We start from the raw sequence: 18,155 nt of genomic DNA, 5'->3' as shown, positions 1-18,155 counted from the left end.
GCGGCGTGTGCGCGAGATGCGTCACCGGCGTGCCCCGGCCTGGGTGAGCGCGGCGCCCAGCAGGACGACGACCGCGCCGACCGGTGTCGACCAGGTCAGTGACTCGCCGAGGATCGCGACGCCGGCCGCGGTGGCGATGACCGGGATGAAGTACGTGACCATCTGGGCCGTCGTCGGGCCGACCTCGGCGACCAGGCCGTACTGGATGAGGACGGCGAGGCCCGTGCCGAGCGTGCCCAGGGCGGCGACGGCGAGCAGCGGGACGAGCGGGAACCGGCTCGGCACGCTGGTGAACAGCGGTGTGACAAAAGCCAGTTGGACGGTCGCCAGCAGCAACTGGGCGCCGGTCATCGACAGATGCGAGTGGCCGGAGCCGGCCAGCGTGCGGCGGACGTAGATCCAGCCGATCGGGTAGCTCAGTGAGGCCAGCAGGGCCATCGCGGTGCCCGTGGCGTCCAGGCCGTGGAAGCCCTGCCAGGCGCCGAGGACCGTCAGCACGCCCAGGAAACCGAGGCCGAGGCCCGCGACCCTGCGCCGGGTCGGCCGGTCCTCGGAGAGGGCGACCAGGGAAAGGGCCATGCCCCACAGCGGCGAGGTCGCGTTGCAGATGCCCGCGAGCGTGGAGGGGATGGTCAGCTCGGAGTAGGCGAAGAGGGAGAACGGCAGCGCGTTGAGCAGCAGGGCCGCGACCGTGAGATGCCCCCAGGTCCGCGCGCCGCGCGGCAGCCGCTCCCGCTTCACCGCCATCGCCACCGCGAGGACCGCCGTCCCGAACACCAGCCGCCCCAGCGTGACTTGGAACGGCGCGTAGCCCTCCGTGCCGACCTTGATCAGCAGGAAGCTGAAGCCCCAGATCAGGGAGAGGACGCCGAAGCGGATCCGCCAGTCGAGGGCGGTGCGGCGGCGAGGACTCGGGTCGGTCGGCGTGAGGGTGCGAGAAGGGGTGACGGCGCTCATGGATCCCACGGTGAGGGAGATGGATCTCTTAGCACAAGCGAGATTTTCCGGCAGGTATCTCGTAGCATCCCTAACATGTTGAACCTTGAGCGCCTGCGTACCCTCGACGCCCTCGCCCGGCACGGCTCGGTGAGCGGCGCGGCGGACGGGCTGCACGTCACCACGTCGGCGGTCTCCCAGCAGATGGCCAAGCTGGAGCGCGAGGTGGGGCAGCGGCTGCTCGCCAAGAACGGGCGCGGGGTGCGCCTCACCGACGCCGGGCGGCTGCTCGCCGAGCATGCCGCGCGGATCCTGTCCCAGGTCGAGCTCGCGCGGTCCGATCTGGAGGCGCAGCGCGGGCAGGTGGTGGGCGAGCTGCGGATGTCCGCGTTCCCGACGGCCGCGCGCGGGCTGTTTCCCGCCGTGCTCGGCGCACTGCGGGCCGAGCACCCGGGGCTGCGGGTGCGCTCACGGGAGCTGGAACCCGAGCAGGGCGTCAGCGGTCTGATCCGCGGCGACCTCGACCTCGCCGTCGTGCTCGACTGGTACAACAAGCCGCTGCCCGTGCCGGAGGGGCTGGTCAAGGCCACGCTCCTCGACGACCCCGCGGACGTCGCGATGCCCGAGAAGCACCCGCTCGCCGACCGGGACGCCGTCGACCTGGAGGACTTCGCGGACGACGAGTGGATCTCCTGGCCCGAGGGGGAGTTCTGCCACGAGTGGCTGGTCTACACGCTGCGCGCGAAGGGGATCGAACCCCGGATCTCCCATCTCGCCGGTGAGCATCACACGCAACTCGCCCTGGTCGCCGCCGGGTTGGGTGTGTGCGTGGCGCCGCGCCTCGGCCGCGATCCGATGCCGGAGGGAGTGCGGGCCGTGCCGGTACGGCATCGCGTGCACCGGTACGTGCACGCGCTGTGGCGCGAGGACGCCGACCGGCGGCCCTCGATCAGGGCAGCGGTGGAGGCGCTGCGCGGGGCGGCGGAGGTTGTGGTGTGAGGTGGTCGATCGAGGGGCGGCGGAGGGGGTGGCCTGGGCTGGTCGACCGCGGGGCGGCGGAGGTCGTGGTCTGGGCTGGTCGACCGCGGGGCGGCGGAGGTGGTGGCCTGGGCTGGTCGACCGGGAGGCGGCGGCGGAGCGTGGTGGGGTGTGCGGGGGAGTCGGTGGGGGTTCGCGTGGTCGCACGCGAACGCGAACGCGAACGCGAACGCGAACGCGAACGCGAACGCGAACGCGAACGCGAACGCGAACGCGCACGCGCACGGGTCGGGCCGGCGGTCCTCGCGGAAGCCGGTCCGGCTCTACAGCCCGGCGAGTTTGCGGAAGTCCCAGGAGGCGACCGCGTCCGGCGTCAGCCGCATCCACGCGTGTCTGCCGTCGTGCGGCATCTCGTCGATGCCGAAGTTCTTGCGGGCGAACATCCGCTCCACCGTGCTGAGTTCGGGGAAATCCTCGCCGGTACGAGGCACCTCGCCGACGAACTCGACGGTGCCGGACAGTTCCGCGCCGCGCAGTTCGCCGTACTCCTCGCCGGTGTCGACGACCACGGCGACGCGCGGGTCACGGCGCAGGTCGGCCCAGCGCTTGCTGCGGGTGATCGAGTACAGCCAGAGCGAGGTGCCGTCCCAGACGAACCAGAGCGTGCTCGCGTGCGGGGCGCCCGTCGCGGAGACGGTCGCGACACGGCAGGTGCGCTGACCGCCCAGGAACTCGTCGAGCTCGTCCGGCGTCATCATGATCTTCCGGCCCCGGCGCTGAGTGTCGGCCATGCGGTCCCCTTCTCTGCCGCGCACCCGGAGCACATCTCCGGGACACCCGGCGGGATTTCGTGCCCGGACGTATCTGACGGTACGTCAGGAAAGCATGGGCTCTCTTCCGTCCTGGCGCAATGGTCGTTAGTCTCGCCCGCTCCACCGCCCGTGACCAGGGGGAGCCATGCCGTCGTTCGAACAGCTCAGTGAACTCCTCGACCCGGCCACAACGGTACTGCTCACCGTCGAGTGCCAGCAGGGTGTGGTGGGCCAGGACAGCGCGCTGCCCGAACTCGCCAAGGAGGCACGGTCGTCGGGGGCCCTGGTGAACGTCGCGAGGCTGGTCGCCGCCGCGCACGAGAGCGGGGTCCAGGTCATCCACGCGATAGCCGAACGCCGCCCGGACGGCCGGGGCGCGAACCGCAACGCCAGGCTGTTCCGCGCCGCCGAGCGGCTCCCCGTACAGCAGTTGACGGGGACCACGGCGGTACGGGTCGCGCCGCCCATCGAGGTCACCGAGGAGGACCTCGTGGTACGGCGGTTGCACGGGCTGTCGCCGATCGAGGGCACGGACGTCGACGCGCTGCTGCGCAACCTCGGCTGCCGCACCCTGATCGTGACCGGCGTCTCGGCCAACGTCGCCATTCCCAACGCCGTGTTCGACGCCGTGAACCGCGGCTACACGGCTGTGGTGCCCGCCGACGCCATCGCCGGGGTGCCCGCCGACTACACCCCCGCGATGGTCCGCAACACCCTCGCCCTGGTCGCCGTGATCACCTCGACCGACGACGTGCTGGCCTGCTTCAAGCGACCGCGCCGGGTCCCGCGGACCTGACGGCGGCCCCGGTTCACGCCAGCGTGATCGAGTCCCCGTCCACCGTGATCTCCGCGGCGGCCAGCGGCTGGGTCGCCGGGCCCTTCTGCACACTGCCGTCGGCGGCGGAGAACTGGCTGTTGTGGCACGGACAGGTGATGACGTTGTTCGCGATGCCCTTCACGGCACAGCCCTGGTGGGTGCACTTGGACGAGAACGCCTTGTACGTGCCCGCCTCCGGCTGGGTCACCACCACGCCCTGCGCCGCGAAGACCTTGCCGCCGCCCTCGGGAATGTCCGAGGTCTTCGCGAGAACGGTGCCCGCGTCCGCGGATTCGGAGGAGGGCTCGTCCTCCGACCCGCACGCGGTCAGCGCGACGGCGATGCCCGCCACGCCCACCGCCGCCACGACGGTGCGGCGGGACGGGGCCGAGATGGGCTGAAGCGATTCGCTGGTCATGCTGACTTCCCCTTCACCGTATGCAATGTTGATCCGTATAGGAGTACGGCCCCGCCGCGGGCACTGTTCACGGTGAGCGTCCAACTTGACGCGATCGAGATCCGGAGAGTCCGGCCTACAGCCTGTAGCCGCCCGACACCTCGATGTTCTGGGCCGTGACCCAGGCGCTCTCCTCGGACAACAGGTTGGCGATCAGCATGCCGATGTCGTCGGGCTCACCGAGCCGGCCGAAGGCGGTCTTCGCGGCGATGTCCGGGATGACCTCGGGGAAGCGGTCGAAGGCGTCGTCGGCGATCCGGGTACGGGTCGAGCCCGGCGAGACAGCGTTGACGCGGATGCCGCGGGTGCTGAACTCCTTCGCCATGTAGCGGGTCAGCACGTTCAGACCGCCTTTCATCGTCGCGTAGGCCGAGTAGCCGGGCTCCAGGCCGTATCCGGTCGAGTTGCTGCTCGTGTTGACGATGGCCCCGCCGTCCGCGATCAGCGGCAGCAGCCGCTGGGTGAGGAAGTACGGCCCCTTGAGCAGGACCCGCATCAACCGGTCGAAGTCCTCCTCGGTCGTCTCCTCGATCATCGACATGTGTCCGAAACCGGCGTTGTTGACCAGGTAGTCGAACGTGTCGCGCCGCCAGTTGTCGCGGAGCGCGGCGGCCACGGACTCCCGGAAGGCCGGGAAGGCGTCGCTGTCCCCGACGTCCAACGGCAGCGCGACGGCCGTGCTGCCCTCCTTCTCGATCGCGGCGGCTGTCTCCAGACCTCCTCGCGCGTTGTTGCCGTAGGTCAGGATGACGCCAGTTCCGCGCCTGCCGGTCTGAATCGCCGCGCTCCGCCCAATGCCGGAGCTGGCGCCGGTGATGACTGCGACCTTCATGATGTTCCTCCTGAGGGGTGATTCGTTGTACGAGTTGCAGGGTGCGGGAATGCTGGGTTGCGGGTTGCGGGTTGCGGGTTGCGGGTTGCCGGGGGGCGCCGCGTGCGCAACGTGGGTGCCGGGTGACGTGTACTGATCGTCGGCCGCGGAGCGCCGGGTTACGACCGACGTGTCCCGCCCAGGGCCAAGGGGCCAGGCGCGACCGGCGACGGAGAACCGTCCCGCCGACAGGCGGGACTCAGAACGTGGCCTCGCCGCGAACCGGTACGTGGTCCGTGTACTCGGACTCCTTGGCCAGCATCCCCGCGATCCGCGCCACGATCGCCTGGGCGGCCTCTCCGGCGAAGAGCCGGTGGTGGTCCTCCTCGCTGGTCCAGCCTTCAGTGATGGAGATGACGTCGGGGTCGGAGGCCGAACGGCAGACGAGGTAGACGACGCAGTGCTCGCTCGCGCCGGGGTTTCCCTCGTCCAGGCCCGTCAGCAGCAGGTCGACGAGCTCATCGCCCATGCCCGGCTTGGCGGTGAGGGTGGCGTTGAAACCGTGGTCGACGATCATGACTACCTTCTTCTGCGGGCGACGACAGCGAATGTGCGGTGGTTCCATTCAACTGCTCTGACCTGCGTAAACGGTAGAACGATGCTCGCTGAGCCTTGCACGATCCTCTTCGGTGCGGGAGTCGGGGACCGGTGGCATGCTGCAATGGGGGCATGTACCTGGACGAGCTGCGCACTCTGCTGGCCCGGCACGCGCGACCGGACTGGACGACCGCCATCGACGGCGTACTCATCTCGAAGGTCGAGCGGCCCCATCCGCCGGCGCCGTCGATGTCCGGCACGGTGCTGGCCGTCATCGCGCAGGGCGCCAAACACCTCGCGCTCGGCGAGAGGGTGTTCGAGTATCGCGCCGGGCAGTACCTCGTCGCGTCGGTGGACCTCCCGGTCACCGGCCACTTCACCGAGGCCAGTACCGAGCGCCCCGCGCTGGGCTTCGGACTCACGCTGGAACCGTCCGCCGTCGCGGAACTGCTCCTGCGGGCGGGGCCGGGAGACACACCCGCCGCCGGCAGGAGCGCGCCGTCCGGTATCGCGGTCAGCGACGCTCCGGTTCCGCTGCTCGACGCCGTCGTCCGGCTGCTGCGGCTGCTCGACGAGCCACGCGACCGGACGGTGCTCGCCCCGTTGGTGAAACGCGAGATCCTGTGGCGGCTGATCACCGGTGAACAGGGCGACAACGTCCGGCAGTTGGGCCTGGCCGACAGCGGGCTCAGCCACATCGCGCGAGCGGTGCGGTGGATCCGCGAGCACTACGCGCAGCCGTTCCGGGTCGAGGACGTGGCGAAGTTGTCCGGTATGAGCGTCTCCGCGTTCTACCGCAACTTCCAGTCGGTGACCGCGATGAGCCCCATCCAGTTCCAGAAGCAGATCCGGTTGCAGGAGGCCCGGTTGCTGCTGGCCACCCACCCCGGTGACATCACCGGAATCGGCCACCGCGTCGGCTACGACAGCCCGTCACAGTTCAGCCGTGAGTACCGCCGCCAGTTCGGGGCGCCGCCCAGCCAGGACGCCGCCGGTCTGCGCCACACCGCCCAGGTAACTGCCGTCGCCCTCCCGTGAGGTGACGTAGCGTCAGTCGGGTTGCCCCGCGTGCCCCTGGACCGCCTCCGGGACGATCGTCTCCGGAGCGCCTTCCGCGCCGGCCACCGTGATCGGCAGCGGCGCGGGCGGGTTGCGGCGCCCGGTGAACCAGGTGGCGACCGGCTCGGTGTAGCGGGCGGTGAGCGGGCCGACGACGACCAGGATCAGGACGTACGCCGTGGCCAGTGGGCCGAGGGAGGGTTCGATGCCGGCGGTGACGGCGAGCCCGGCGATGACGATGGAGAACTCGCCGCGGGCCACCAGCGTGCCGCCCGCCCGCCAGCGGCCCTTGACGGAGATCCCGGCGCGCCCGGCGGCCCAGTAGCCGGTGGCGATCTTCGTGCCGGCGGTGACGACCGCCAGGGCGAGGGCGGGCAGCAACACGGGCGGGATGCTCGCGGGATCGGTGTGCAGTCCGAAGAAGACGAAGAACACCGCGGCGAACAGGTCGCGCAGGGGGGAGAGCAGCCCGTGGGCGCCTTCGGCCGCCTCGCCGGACAGTGCGATGCCGACCAGGAACGCGCCCACCGCCGCCGAGACCTGGAGCTGCTGGGCCAGCCCGGCGACCAGCAGGGTCAGCCCGAGGACGACCAGCAACAGCTTCTCCGGGTCGTCGCTGGAGACGAACCGGGAGATGATCCGGCCGTAGCGGACCGCGACGAACAGCACGAGTCCGGCGACCGCCAGGGCCACGGCCAGGGTGACGCTGCCCGCCGCCAGCCCCGTACCGGCCAGCAGGGCGGTGACGATCGGCAGGTAGACGGCCATCGACAGGTCCTCCAGGACCAGGATGCTCAGGATGACCGGGGTCTCGCGGTTGCCGATCCGGCCCAGGTCGCCGAGGACCTTGGCGATGACGCCGGAGGAGGAGATCCAGGTGACACCGGCCAGCACCACGGCGGCCACCGGGCCCCAGCCGAGCAGCAGGGCCAGCGCGGCACCCGGCAGGGCGTTGAGGGCGGCGTCCACCAGGCCGGCCTTGTACTGCGTCTTGAGGTTGGAGACCAGGTCGGTCGCCGTGTACTCCAGGCCGAGCATGAGCAGCAGCAGGATGACGCCGATCTCGGCGCCGATCGCCACGAACTCCTCGCTGGTGCCCAGTGGCAGCAGACCGCCCTCGCCGAAGGCCAGCCCGGCCAGCAGGTACAGCGGGATGGGCGAGAACTGGAAGCGGCCGGCGAACCGGCCGAGCAGTCCCAGGCCCAGGATGATGGCGCCGAACTCGATCAGGAACATCGCGGAGGAGTGCACCGGGATCACTCCAGCCCGAGGATCGTCGCCGCGGCCTCGACGCCCTCACGGGTGCCGATCACGATGAGGGTGTCGCCGCCGGCCAGCCGGAAGTCCGGTGCCGGGGACGGGATGGCCTCCGCGCGGCGCAGCGCCGCGACGATCGAGGCGCCGGTCTCGGTCCGCATCCGGGTCTCGCCCAGCAGCCGGCCGTTCCAGTGCGAGACCGACGGCAGCTTGATCCGCTCGGCCACCAGTCCCAGTTCGGTGGTGGACAGCAGGTTCGGGCTCTTGTGGGCGGGCGACAGCGCGTTGATCAGCGAGGTCGTCTCCGGCTCCGTCAGGTGCATCGACTGGGCGCAGGCGTCGGGGTCGTCGGAGCGGTAGACGTTCACCGTCCGGGCGCCGTCCCGGTGGGCGATCACCGACAGGTGGCGGTGCTCCCGCGTGGTGAGGTCGTACTGGACGCCGATCCCCGGCAGGGGGGTGGCGCTCATCCGCGGAGCAGGCACGACCCCTCCCTCCATGTTCGTTGTGGTGGTGGTGCGGCGGGGCACCGGACCGAGCCGGTGACCAGGTACCGCGAAGGTTCATGTTGCCAGCCTCGAAAGGGCCGGGGATATGGGTGCCGGCACGGATGGACACGGCGTGCCCGCGGGGGTGAGAGTGGTGCGGGGTCGTGGGTCCCGCCGCAGGCCAGAGCCCTGAACGCGGTGGATCGGCGGCGACAGGAGACAGTGGAGGTGAGGACCGCCGGGAAAGGAGCACACCATCATGTCGCTGTACTGGAGGATCCTCCTCCTCAACGCGGCCGTGCTCGTGGTCGCGGTCCTGCTGCTCCTGGGCCCGGTCACGGTCTCCACCCCGGTGCTGTTCGGCGAGGCCCTGGTCCTGATCGCCGGGCTCGTGGTGATGCTGATCGCGAACGCCGTGCTGCTGCGGATCGGGCTCGCGCCGCTGGGCCGCCTGACCCGTGCCATGGCCGCCGTCGACCTCCTCAAGCCGGGCGGCCGCGCCCCCGTCACCGGACCCGGCGAGATCGCCGGACTGACCTCGACGTTCAACGCCATGCTCGCCCGTCTCGAAGCCGAACGTGCCACCAGCTCCGGCCGGGCACTGTCCGCGCAGGAAGCCGAACGGCAGCGCCTGGCCCGGGAGCTCCACGACGAGGTCGGCCAGACCCTCACCGCCGTCCTGCTCCAGCTGAAACACGCGGCCGACCGCGCTCCCCGGTCCGTACGGGAGGACCTTCGCCACGCGCAGGAAACCACCCGTGGCGGGCTGGAGGAGATCCGCCGCATCGCGCGTCGGCTGCGCCCCGGGGTCCTGGAGGAACTCGGCCTGCACAGCGCCCTGCGCGCCCTGACCGGGGAGTTCACCACCTCCCGGCTCAGCGCGACCGCGCACATCACCCCCGGCCTGTCCCGGCTCGCCCCGGCGACCGAGCTGGTTCTCTACCGCATCGCCCAGGAGGGGCTCACCAACACCGCGCGTCACGCCGGCGCCACCCGGGTCGAGGTCCACCTGCGCCCGCTGTCCGACGGCCGGGTGGGACTGCTGGTCCGCGACGACGGGCACGGCATCGGGGCCGTGCCCGAAGGCGCCGGGATCAGCGGGATGCGTGAACGTGCCCTTCTCATCGGCGCCGACCTCCACATCGGCACCGGGCCCCTCGGCGGAGCCGAGATTCGTCTGAACGTCGCCGGCGGCACAGCCGGTGCCCGCAGCCAGGAGAACGCGCGATGACCCGACCGGCCCGCATCCTGCTCGCCGACGACCACGCCCTCGTACGCCAGGGCGTCCGCCTCATCCTGGACGCCGAGCCGGACCTGACCGTCGTGGCCGAGGCCTCCGACGGCGCCGAGGCCATCGACCGGGCCCACGGCCAGGACGTCGACCTGGCGATCCTCGACATCGCCATGCCCCGCAGGACCGGACTACAGGCGGCCCGCGAACTCTCCCGCCTGCACCCCGGCCTGCGCACTCTGATGCTGACGATGTACGACAACGAGCAGTACTTCTTCGAGGCCCTGAAGGCCGGCGCCTCGGGCTACGTCCCGAAGTCCGTCGCCGACCGCGACCTGGTCGAGGCCTGCCGTGCCGCGCTGCGCGACGAACCCTTCATCTACCCCGGCGCCGAGACCACCGTCATCCGCGCCTACCTCGACCGCGCCAGCACCGGCGACAGGCTGTCCGCCCGTGTGATCACCGACCGCGAGGAGGAGATCCTCAAGCTCGTCGCCGAGGGCCACACCTCCAAGGAGATCGCCCGCCTCCTGGTCATCAGCGCCAAGACCGTCGAACGCCACCGCGCCAACCTCCTCCAGAAACTCGGCCTGCGCGACCGTCTGGAACTCACCCGCTACGCCATTCGCGTCGGCCTCATCGAGCCCTAGGGTCCCGGAACCGTCGCTCCGGGACCGTGTCGCGTCACGACCCCCAGGCGTCGGAGGCCGTCGTCGGAGGCAGGAAGGCCACCCGGGTCAGGAAGTCCCTGAGGAGGATGCGCCACACGTACCACTCGTGGCCGCCGTCGATGAAGTCGGTCTGGACGTGCACACCGGCCGCGGTGAGATCGCGCACGGCGCGGAAGGGGCCTCGGTGCAGTGTCGAGAAACCGACATTGATGGGGTCCTGCCATCCACAGCCGACGAAGACCGACACCTTTCTCATGGCGGTCGCCTGCTCGTTGGTGAGCGTGGTGCCGGTCGGCAGGCCGGCGCTCATCAGGCCGTAGTAGCCGAACTGCTCGGGGTTGTTGAGCAGCAGATAGGACGTGCGCATCCCGCCGGCCGACAGCCCGGAGTAGGCCCTGTCGGCGGCCGAGGCGGAGACGTTGTAGTGCTCCTCGACCCAGGGGATGATCCGCTCGATGAGGTCGGTGCGGTGCAACTGGTCGTACGTCGAGGCCGCGTAGCCCGTCGCGTTGGGCATGACGACGACCGTCGGCTGGATCTCACCGTCGTTGATGAGGTTGTCCATGATGTTCGCCAGGTCGCCCTGGGTGCTCCAGCCCATCTCGTTCTCGCCTCCGCCGTGGCTGAGGTAGAGGGTCGGATAGGGCTTGGCCCGCTTCGCGTTGTAACCGGGCGGTGTATACAGCACCAGGTAGTTCTTGCCGGCGGGCGTCACATGTCCGGGGGAGTCGTAGGTGACGTGGCGCAGCTTCCCGCGTTCGCGGCGGGCGGGGCCCTGCCAGGAGACGTCGACCGTGTCGAAGTCCGGGTCGGAGGGGACGTAGACCTGGCTCCTGTCGACGGCCGTCCCGTGCACCACCCCGTCCACGACGTTCCAGGCCGGGTTGCCGGGTTGCCGGGATCGGGCAACTGCCCTGCCGTCGTCGCGTCGTCGGCCTGCGCGTCGACGAAGAAGCCGTAGGTGTACGTGCCCCCGGGCAGTGGGGTGCTGTAGGTCCACAGGCCGTCGTGGCCCTTGGTCATGTCGGCGACGGGCCAGAGGGGACTCGTCGAGTTCGGGTGGGCGATCGGCACGTCGCCCGGCTTCCACTGACGCGGCAGCAGCCCAGGGGTCTCCACCAGCCCGTCCGGGCCGGTGAGACGTGACGCGAGGGCGCTGGGCCGCTCCAGATACCACTCGCCCTTGATCTGGACACGCGTGGCGGCGGGGTGTGTGTCCCTGTCGACCGGGTGCAGCGGTGAATTCGTCAAGGACCTGAAACGCAATCAATGAATTCACGGTGTGACGGGTGAACTCCGTTCCACGGGCGGCACGGTCTCCCGGCGCCCGTGCCCCCGGCGAAGCTCCTCGTCGGCTGTCACGCTCGGTTACTATGCCCAGGGCCGGTCAGGGCCGGTTCTCCGGTGCACGCGTTCTTGGAGTTGGTTGTGGATTGCAAGGTCGAAGAGTCGGGTGACCCGGGAAAATGCTGAACGAGGTCGTCGCCACCCGCTACATCACCCCGCTGCGCGAGGGTGGTTCGCTGCCGGGACTCGTCGAGGCCGATGATCTCGGCACGTACGTTATGAAGTTCAGCGGTGCCGGCCAGGGGCGCAAGACGCTGGTCGCGGAGGTCGTGTGCGGTGAACTCGCCCGGCGACTGGGCCTGCGGGTGCCCGGGCTGGTGACGATCGCCCTCGATCCGGTCCTGGGCCTCGGCGAACCGGACCAGGAGGTACAGGGACTGCTGAAGTCGAGCGGCGGCCTCAACCTCGGGATGGAGTTCCTCTCCCGCGCGATCGGCTTCGACTCGCTCGCCCACCGGGTGAGCCCCGAGGAGGCCGGGCGGATCGTCTGGTTCGACGCTCTGGTCAACAACGTCGACCGCTCCTGGCGCAACCCGAACATGCTGGTGTGGCACGGCGACCTGTGGCTCATCGACCACGGCGCCACGATGATCTGGCACCACAACTGGCCCGGCGCCCAGGCCTCCGCCGCCAAACCGTACGACGCCACCGATCACGCGCTCGCGCCCTTCGGCCCTGACCTCGCCTCCGCGGCGGCGGAACTGGCGCCGCTGGTCACCCCGGAGCTGCTCGCCGAGGCGACCGCTGCGATCCCGGACGAGTGGCTGGAGGGGGAGCCCGGTTTCGACACGACGGACGCCCTGAGGCGCGCGTACGCCGAACCGCTGCTCGCCCGCGCCGCCTCCGTCCACGAGCGGATCAAGGGCCTCGACGACACGGCACACCTCAAGGGCATCCAGGGCATCCAGGGCATCAAGGGGAGCAAGTGAGCGAGCGGGACGTCTTCGAGTACGCGCTGCTGCGTGTGGTCCCCCGGATCGAGCGCGGTGAGTGCTTCAACGCGGGCGTGCTGGTGTACTGCCGCGCCAAGTCCTTCGTCGCGGCCCGCACGCACCTGGACGAGGCGAAGCTGCGGGCACTGGATCCGGCGGCGGACGCGGCGGGCGTACGGGCCGCGCTGCGCGCTGTCGAGGGGGTCTGCGCCGGCGGGGAAGCGGCAGGTCAGGCAGCGCACGACGATGCCGGACGGCGTTTTCGCTGGCTGATCGCGCCGCGCTCCACGGTCGTCCAGCCCGGACCCGTGCACACGGGCCTCACCGTGGATCCGGAAGCCGAGGCGGAGCGGCTGCTCGCGCTGCTGGTCAGGTAATGGATCACACGGGCGCGGTGTGCCGTTGACACCGGGTGCCAGGGCTTCTAGCGTCACGTCTGCTGAAGGTACTAAGCGGTCGCTCACCGGACGGGCGTACCGTGTGAGCCGCAGGGCATGTCAGGCCGCAGGGCTTTTCAAGGGCGAGGAGAACCAGCAATGTCCACCACTGAGCAGCGCGTCGCCGTAGTCACCGGTGCCGCGCGCGGCATCGGTGCCGCGACCGCCGTACGACTGGCCGCCGAGGGCCGCGCCGTCGCGGTGATCGACCTCGACGAGGCCGCGTGCAAGGACACCGTCGAGAAGATCACCGCCGCGGGTGGCAAGGCCATCGCCGTCGGCTGCGACGTCTCCGACGAGGCCCAGGTCGAAGCCGCGGTCACGCGGATCGCCGAGGAGCTCGGTGCGCCGACGATCCTGGTGAACAACGCGGGTGTGCTCCGCGACAACCTGCTCTTCAAGATGAGCACGTCCGACTGGGACACGGTCATGAACGTGCACCTGCGCGGTGCGTTCCTGATGTCCAAGGCCGTCCAGAAGCACATGGTGGACGCGAAGTTCGGCCGGATCGTCAACCTGTCCTCGTCGTCCGCGCTCGGCAACCGCGGCCAGGCCAACTACGCCGCGGCCAAGGCCGGTCTCCAGGGCTTCACCAAGACGCTCGCCTTCGAGCTCGGCAAGTTCGGCGTCACCGCGAACGCCGTCGCCCCCGGCTTCATCGTCACCGACATGACCGCCGCGACAGCCGCCCGCATCGGCATGGGCTTCGAGGACTTCCAGGCCGCCGCGGCGACCCAGATCCCCGTGCAGCGCGTCGGCAACCCGGACGACATCGCCAACGCGATCGCCTTCTTCACCGGCGAGGCGGCCGGATTCGTCTCCGGCCAGGTGCTGTACGTCGCCGGCGGACCGCTCAACTGACCGCGGGAGACACGGACATGACCACACCTCCCGAACTCTCGGGCAAGGTCGCGCTCATCACGGGCGCGAGCCGCGGCATCGGCTACGGAGTCGCCGAGGCCCTGATCGCCCGCGGTGACCGCGTCTGCATCACCGGCCGCAACGAGGACACCCTCAAGGAAGCCGTCGAGGCACTGGGTGCCGACCGTGTCATCGGCGTCGCGGGCAAGGCGCACGACGAGGCCCACCAGGCCGTCGCCGTCGAGCGCACCATGCAGGCCTTCGGCCGCGTCGACTACCTGGTCAACAACGCCGGTACGAACCCGGTGTTCGGCCCCATCGCCGACCTCGACCTCAACGTGGCCCGCAAGGTCTTCGAGACCAACGTCGTCTCGGCGCTCGGCTTCGCCCAGCGGACCTGGCACGCCTGGCAGAAGGACAACGGCGGCGCGATCGTCAACATCGCCTCCCTCGCCGGTGTCTCCGCCTCGCCGTTCATCGGCGCGTACGGCATCAGCAAGGCCGCCATGGTCAACCTGACCCTGCAACTGGCCCACGAGTTCGCGCCCGGCGTACGGGTCAACTCGATCGCGCCCGCAGTCGTCAAGACCAAGTTCGCGCAGGCTCTCTACGAGGGCCGCGAGGAGGAGGTTGTCGCCTCCTACCCGCTCGGCAGGCTCGGCGTCCCCTCGGACATCGGCGGCGCCGCCGCGTTCCTCACCTCGCAGCAGTCGGACTGGATCACCGGCCAGACCCTGGTGATCGACGGCGGCATCTTCCTCAACGCCGGAGTGGGATGACATGAGTGCCGGGGGCGCCTCCCGCCGACACGGGCGACGCGTGTGTCGACGTACGAGTCGCCCCCGCGCCGGCGTACGCGATCACCCCCTCGCGCCGACACGCAAGTAGACAGAAATCGCCTCCGTGTCCAGCCGTGTTGGACGCACAGGCGCATGACAACGTAGTCACATACATGCTGATCAAGTGCCCTGCCGGGAACGCGCTTCCACCGGTGGGGCACTGCGGTATGGTCTGCCGTCCCTTGGTACGGCAGATCGAGGAGCGAGCGCGTGTCCAACCGGATCCGGAACCGATTTCTGCGGCAGTTGGCGGCGATCACGTCGATATCCATGGTGGCCGGCTGTGGCGTCCTCTCCTCGGGCTCGTCCGAGGACGAGGGGCCGATCGTCGTGGGCACCACCAGCGCTCCGAGCACGCTCGATCCGGCCGCCTCCTGGGACGGCTCCTGGGAGTTGTTCCGCAACATCTACCAAACGCTGCTGAGTTATCCCCACGGCGCGGTCGAACCCGGGCCCGACGCCGCCGAGAGCTGCGGGTTCACGGACTCCTCGAACCGCACCTACCGTTGCCTGCTGCGCGCGGACATGAGGTTCTCCGACGGGGATCCGCTCGACGCGCAGGCCGTGAAGCACTCGATCGACCGGATCAGGAAGATCGGTGTCGTCGGCGGTCCCGCCGGACTGCTGGGCAGTCTCGAACGGGTCCAGGCGCTGGGCGACCGCGAGATCGTCTTCCGGCTCAACAAGTCCGACGCGACCTTCCCCTTCGTACTGGCCACTCCCGCCATGTCGATCGTCGACCCCGACGACTACCCCGCCGACGCGCTGCGCAAGGACAGCAAGGTGTCCGGTTCCGGGCCCTACACGCTGCGCTCCTACGAGGAGGGCAAGCGGGCCGAACTCGTCAGGAACGACCGCTACAAGGGCTTCGCCGAACGCAGGAACGACGCGGTGACCATCCGCTACTTCCCGGACTCCGCCCAGATGGTCGGCGCCCTGCGCGACAAGGAGATCGACGTCACCTTCCGCGGCCTCGCCGCCTCGGACATCGTCTCCCTCCAGGGGCAGGACCCGGACGAGGGCATCCAGCTCCTCGAAGGCGCGGGCACCGAGATCAGCTATCTGGTGTTCAACCCGAAGGACCCGTGGGCGGCCAAGTCGGCCGTACGCAAGGCCGTCGCCCAGATCGTGGACCGGCCGGCGATCGCCCACAAGATCTACAAGGGCACCGTCGAGCCGCTGTACTCCATGGTCCCCAAGGGGCTGACCGGACACACGGTGGGCTTCTTCGACGACTACGGGTCCCCCAGTTCGTCCAAGGCTCGGAAACTCCTCCTGGAGGCGGGGATCACCGAGCGCGTGCCCCTCACCTTCTGGTACACGACCGACCGCTACGGCTCCGAGACCGCCCCCGAATTCCGCGAGCTCAAGAGCCAGTTGGAGGACTCGGGGCTGTTCAAGGTGACCCTCAGGAGCCGCCCCTGGAAGACCTACGAGGCGGGCTACCGCAAGGGTGAGTACCCGGTGTTCGGACGCGGCTGGTTCGCCGACTTCCCGGACGCCGAGAACTTCATCGCGCCCTTCGTGGGCGAGGAGAACGCGCTCGGTACGCCGTACGCGTCGCCGTACATCACCAACAACCTGCTTCCCGAGTCGCGCCGTGAGTCCGACCGGGGCGCGGTGGTCAAGCAGTTCGAGGAGGCCCAGCAGATCCTCGTGGACGATGCCCGGCTGCTGCCGTTGTGGCAGGGCAAGCAGTACGTGGCGGCGAGCGAGGACATCTCGGGCGGCGAGGCCGCGCTCGACCCGTCGACGATCATGACGATGTGGGAGCTGTACCGGAAGACGAGCTGGTAGCGCGGACTCCGGAGCCGGTTGTCAGTGGGCGGCGGTAGGTTCAGTGCTCCGGAAGTGACCGCACATCGGAGGAAGTTGACGTGACCGATATCGCCATGCTGCCCGAGTCCTGGCGCGACGTCCTGGGCGACGAGCTGCAGCAGCCCTACTTCAAGGAACTCACGGAGTTCGTCGAGGAGGAGCGTGCGAATGGCCCCGTCTATCCTCCGCGCGAGGAGGTCTTCGCCGCGCTCGACGCGACGCCGTACGAGCGGGTGAAGGTGCTGATCCTCGGCCAGGACCCCTACCACGGCGAAGGCCAGGGGCACGGCCTGTGCTTCTCCGTCCGCCCGGGTGTGAGGACCCCGCCCTCGCTGCGGAACATCTACAAGGAGATGAAGGAGGAGCTCGGCACCCCGATCCCGGACAACGGCTATCTGATGCCATGGGCCGAGCAGGGCGTGCTGCTGCTCAACGCGGTGCTGACCGTCCGCTCCGGCGAGGCCAACTCCCACAAGGGCAAGGGCTGGGAGAGGTTCACCGACGCGGTCATCCGGGCCGTCGCCGACCGGCCGGACCCGGCCGTCTTCGTCCTGTGGGGCAACTACGCGCAGAAGAAGCTCCCCCTGATCGACGAGGAGCGGCATGTGGTGGTGAAGGGGGCGCACCCCTCGCCGCTGTCCGCGAAGAAGTTCTTCGGCTCGCGCCCCTTCACCCAGATCGACGAGGCCGTGGCCCGGCAGGGCCACGAGGCCATCGACTGGCGGATTCCGGATCTGGGCTGACCCTGGGCTGCCGGGTCGGGCCGGGCCGGGCTGGGACGGGGTGGGGCTCGCGGGAGCGTGTCCGGTTCACCCGTCACCGGCCCGGTCGTCGGCCCGGTCGTCACCGGCCTGGCCCAGCGGGGTACGGAGGCGCCTGAGCGCGATTGTGAGTGGCTGCCGTTAGCGTCGTTGACGTCGTGAGGATCAGTGACGAGCCTTGGAGGACGCGGTGGCGGAGCAACAGGAGCAGGCGGCGCCGGACGCCATGATGACCCGGATCGGACAGGCCATCATGTTGCACCACGGCGGTGACCGCGAGGAGGCCCGGGACCGCTTCCTGGGCCTGTGGGCGGAGATCGGCGAGGACGGCGACGCCCTGCACCGCTGCACGCTGGCCCACTACATGGCCGACACCCAGGACGACCCCTCCGACGAACTCGCCTGGGACCTCAGGGCGTTGTCCGCCGCGGAGGAGCTCACCGACGGAAGGATCGCCGAGCACCACGAGTCGCTCGCGGTGCGCGCGTTCTACCCTTCGTTGCATCTGAACCTCGCCGCCGACTACGTGAAGCTCGGCCGCACCAGCGCCGCCCGCACCCATCTGCGCAGGGCGCGCGGAGCGGTCGGCTCCCTCGGGGACGACAGCTACGGGAACGGGATCCGGGCGGCGATCGGCCGGCTGGAGTTGCGGCTCGACGGCGAAGGGGACGGGACGCCGGGGTCAGGTGAGGGGCCCGGCTCATTGGGCGGCCCCGGTTCCTCGGGCGGACCCGGAGGAGAGACGCTGGGACCACCTCGACGGCGGTCTTGAGGCGGAGGAAGGGTTTGAGCAGGCTTCGTGGGGGCGGCTGCTGACCGGATGCCTGGCGGGGCTCGGCGGGGGTGTTGGACGGCCGCCGGGAGGCGTCGAGGGGTGTGGGTTTGGGCACCGGATGCCGGGTGCGTCCGCCCGGGGCGCCACGGGTGTCCACCGCACAGAGTGTTCGCGTGTGCGCGCGGTGACGCGAGGATCCCGGGTGCCCGGCTGAACGGAGTGACAACCGTACGGCCCGGCAGGGCGCGCTCGGCGCGATGCGCCCCGGCCA

At 70.2% G+C, this 18,155-nt stretch carries 20 protein-coding genes; 12 read left to right on the top strand and 8 right to left on the bottom strand.

Translation table 11 applies throughout. The features are described from left to right. Window positions 1-21: 21 nt before the first annotated feature. Window positions 22-957 (bottom strand): DMT family transporter, encoded by a 936-nt coding sequence (locus ACIP79_RS04260; RefSeq protein WP_401219056.1) that lies wholly within the window; start codon window positions 955-957, stop codon window positions 22-24. 75 nt (window positions 958-1,032) lie between these two features. On the opposite strand from ACIP79_RS04260, the gene ACIP79_RS04255 reads away from it, so the two are divergent. Beyond that, entirely contained in the window at window positions 1,033-1,935 is a 903-nt protein-coding gene (locus ACIP79_RS04255; RefSeq protein WP_387182428.1) for a LysR family transcriptional regulator, read from the top strand. 302 nt (window positions 1,936-2,237) lie between these two features. Here ACIP79_RS04255 and ACIP79_RS04250 read toward each other — a convergent pair whose 3' ends face one another. Next, complete coding sequence (locus ACIP79_RS04250) at window positions 2,238-2,705, bottom strand: pyridoxamine 5'-phosphate oxidase family protein (RefSeq protein ID WP_401219053.1); 468 nt, start codon at window positions 2,703-2,705, stop codon at window positions 2,238-2,240. 166 nt (window positions 2,706-2,871) lie between these two features. Between ACIP79_RS04250 and ACIP79_RS04245 the strand changes: the two genes are divergently transcribed. Next, entirely contained in the window at window positions 2,872-3,522 is a 651-nt protein-coding gene (locus ACIP79_RS04245; protein ID WP_401219050.1) for a cysteine hydrolase, read from the top strand. Between the two features lie 13 nt (window positions 3,523-3,535). Here ACIP79_RS04245 and ACIP79_RS04240 read toward each other — a convergent pair whose 3' ends face one another. The 3 genes from ACIP79_RS04240 to ACIP79_RS04230 form a co-directional block, all read right to left on the bottom strand. Next, complete coding sequence (locus tag ACIP79_RS04240) at window positions 3,536-3,961, bottom strand: Rieske (2Fe-2S) protein (RefSeq protein ID WP_401219048.1); 426 nt, start codon at window positions 3,959-3,961, stop codon at window positions 3,536-3,538. 115 nt (window positions 3,962-4,076) lie between these two features. Then, window positions 4,077-4,832 (bottom strand): SDR family NAD(P)-dependent oxidoreductase, encoded by a 756-nt coding sequence (locus ACIP79_RS04235; RefSeq protein ID WP_401219045.1) that lies wholly within the window; start codon window positions 4,830-4,832, stop codon window positions 4,077-4,079. A 238-nt stretch (window positions 4,833-5,070) separates the two neighbouring features. Further along, window positions 5,071-5,388 (bottom strand): putative quinol monooxygenase, encoded by a 318-nt coding sequence (locus ACIP79_RS04230; protein ID WP_401219042.1) that lies wholly within the window; start codon window positions 5,386-5,388, stop codon window positions 5,071-5,073. Between the two features lie 152 nt (window positions 5,389-5,540). Between ACIP79_RS04230 and ACIP79_RS04225 the strand changes: the two genes are divergently transcribed. Beyond that, window positions 5,541-6,446: an AraC family transcriptional regulator N-terminal domain-containing protein gene (locus tag ACIP79_RS04225; RefSeq protein ID WP_401219040.1), complete on the top strand. Its 906-nt coding sequence runs from the start codon at window positions 5,541-5,543 to the stop codon at window positions 6,444-6,446. A 12-nt stretch (window positions 6,447-6,458) separates the two neighbouring features. On the opposite strand, the gene ACIP79_RS04220 is transcribed toward ACIP79_RS04225, so the two are convergent. Continuing rightward, entirely contained in the window at window positions 6,459-7,718 is a 1,260-nt protein-coding gene (locus ACIP79_RS04220) for a cation:proton antiporter (protein WP_401219037.1), read from the bottom strand. A 5-nt stretch (window positions 7,719-7,723) separates the two neighbouring features. Further along, entirely contained in the window at window positions 7,724-8,194 is a 471-nt protein-coding gene (locus ACIP79_RS04215) for a cation:proton antiporter regulatory subunit (RefSeq protein WP_401219034.1), read from the bottom strand. A gap of 277 nt (window positions 8,195-8,471) precedes the next feature. Between ACIP79_RS04215 and ACIP79_RS04210 the strand changes: the two genes are divergently transcribed. Together ACIP79_RS04210 and ACIP79_RS04205 are read left to right on the top strand one after the other, a co-directional pair. After that, the gene (locus ACIP79_RS04210; RefSeq protein ID WP_401219031.1) at window positions 8,472-9,443 is read left to right on the top strand and encodes a HAMP domain-containing sensor histidine kinase; all 972 of its coding nucleotides are present in this window, start codon (window positions 8,472-8,474) and stop codon (window positions 9,441-9,443) included. Then, a complete protein-coding gene (locus tag ACIP79_RS04205) occupies window positions 9,440-10,093 on the top strand; it encodes a response regulator (protein WP_401219029.1) in 654 nt (217 codons plus the stop codon). Before ACIP79_RS04210 ends, ACIP79_RS04205 begins: the two co-directional genes overlap by 4 nt. 34 nt (window positions 10,094-10,127) lie before the next feature. Here the strand turns inward: ACIP79_RS04205 and ACIP79_RS04200 are convergent, their stop codons facing one another. Then, entirely contained in the window at window positions 10,128-10,982 is an 855-nt protein-coding gene (locus ACIP79_RS04200; RefSeq protein ID WP_401219026.1) for an alpha/beta hydrolase, read from the bottom strand. 598 nt (window positions 10,983-11,580) lie between these two features. Between ACIP79_RS04200 and ACIP79_RS04195 the strand changes: the two genes are divergently transcribed. The 7 genes from ACIP79_RS04195 (at window position 11,581) to ACIP79_RS04165 (ending at window position 17,881) form a co-directional block, all read left to right on the top strand. Then, the gene (locus tag ACIP79_RS04195) at window positions 11,581-12,390 is read left to right on the top strand and encodes a HipA family kinase (RefSeq protein WP_401219023.1); all 810 of its coding nucleotides are present in this window, start codon (window positions 11,581-11,583) and stop codon (window positions 12,388-12,390) included. Continuing rightward, a complete protein-coding gene (locus ACIP79_RS04190; RefSeq protein WP_401219021.1) occupies window positions 12,387-12,770 on the top strand; it encodes a DUF3037 domain-containing protein in 384 nt (127 codons plus the stop codon). Before ACIP79_RS04195 ends, ACIP79_RS04190 begins: the two co-directional genes overlap by 4 nt. Window positions 12,771-12,929: 159 nt before the next feature. Next, window positions 12,930-13,691: a 3-oxoacyl-ACP reductase FabG gene (gene fabG, locus ACIP79_RS04185; protein WP_383686454.1), complete on the top strand. Its 762-nt coding sequence runs from the start codon at window positions 12,930-12,932 to the stop codon at window positions 13,689-13,691. 17 nt (window positions 13,692-13,708) lie between these two features. Then, on the top strand, window positions 13,709-14,470 hold the full coding sequence (locus ACIP79_RS04180) for an SDR family oxidoreductase (protein ID WP_401219017.1): 762 nt from the start codon (window positions 13,709-13,711) through the stop codon (window positions 14,468-14,470). Between the two features lie 330 nt (window positions 14,471-14,800). Then, window positions 14,801-16,327 carry an ABC transporter substrate-binding protein gene (locus ACIP79_RS04175; protein ID WP_401219244.1) on the top strand — a complete coding sequence of 509 codons (1,527 nt, stop codon included), beginning with the start codon at window positions 14,801-14,803 and terminating at the stop codon, window positions 16,325-16,327. A gap of 80 nt (window positions 16,328-16,407) precedes the next feature. Beyond that, window positions 16,408-17,091 carry a uracil-DNA glycosylase gene (ung, locus tag ACIP79_RS04170; RefSeq protein WP_401219015.1) on the top strand — a complete coding sequence of 228 codons (684 nt, stop codon included), beginning with the start codon at window positions 16,408-16,410 and terminating at the stop codon, window positions 17,089-17,091. A gap of 208 nt (window positions 17,092-17,299) precedes the next feature. After that, complete coding sequence (locus ACIP79_RS04165; RefSeq protein WP_401219012.1) at window positions 17,300-17,881, top strand: hypothetical protein; 582 nt, start codon at window positions 17,300-17,302, stop codon at window positions 17,879-17,881. Window positions 17,882-18,155 lie beyond the last annotated feature (274 nt).

The sequence above is a fragment of the Streptomyces sp. NPDC088747 genome (assembly GCF_044751025.1).
In the GTDB taxonomy this organism is placed as follows: Bacteria; Actinomycetota; Actinomycetes; order Streptomycetales; family Streptomycetaceae; genus Streptomyces.
The sequence above is the reverse complement of the archived record's forward strand: the minus strand, read 5'-3'. Positions and strand labels throughout refer to the sequence as shown.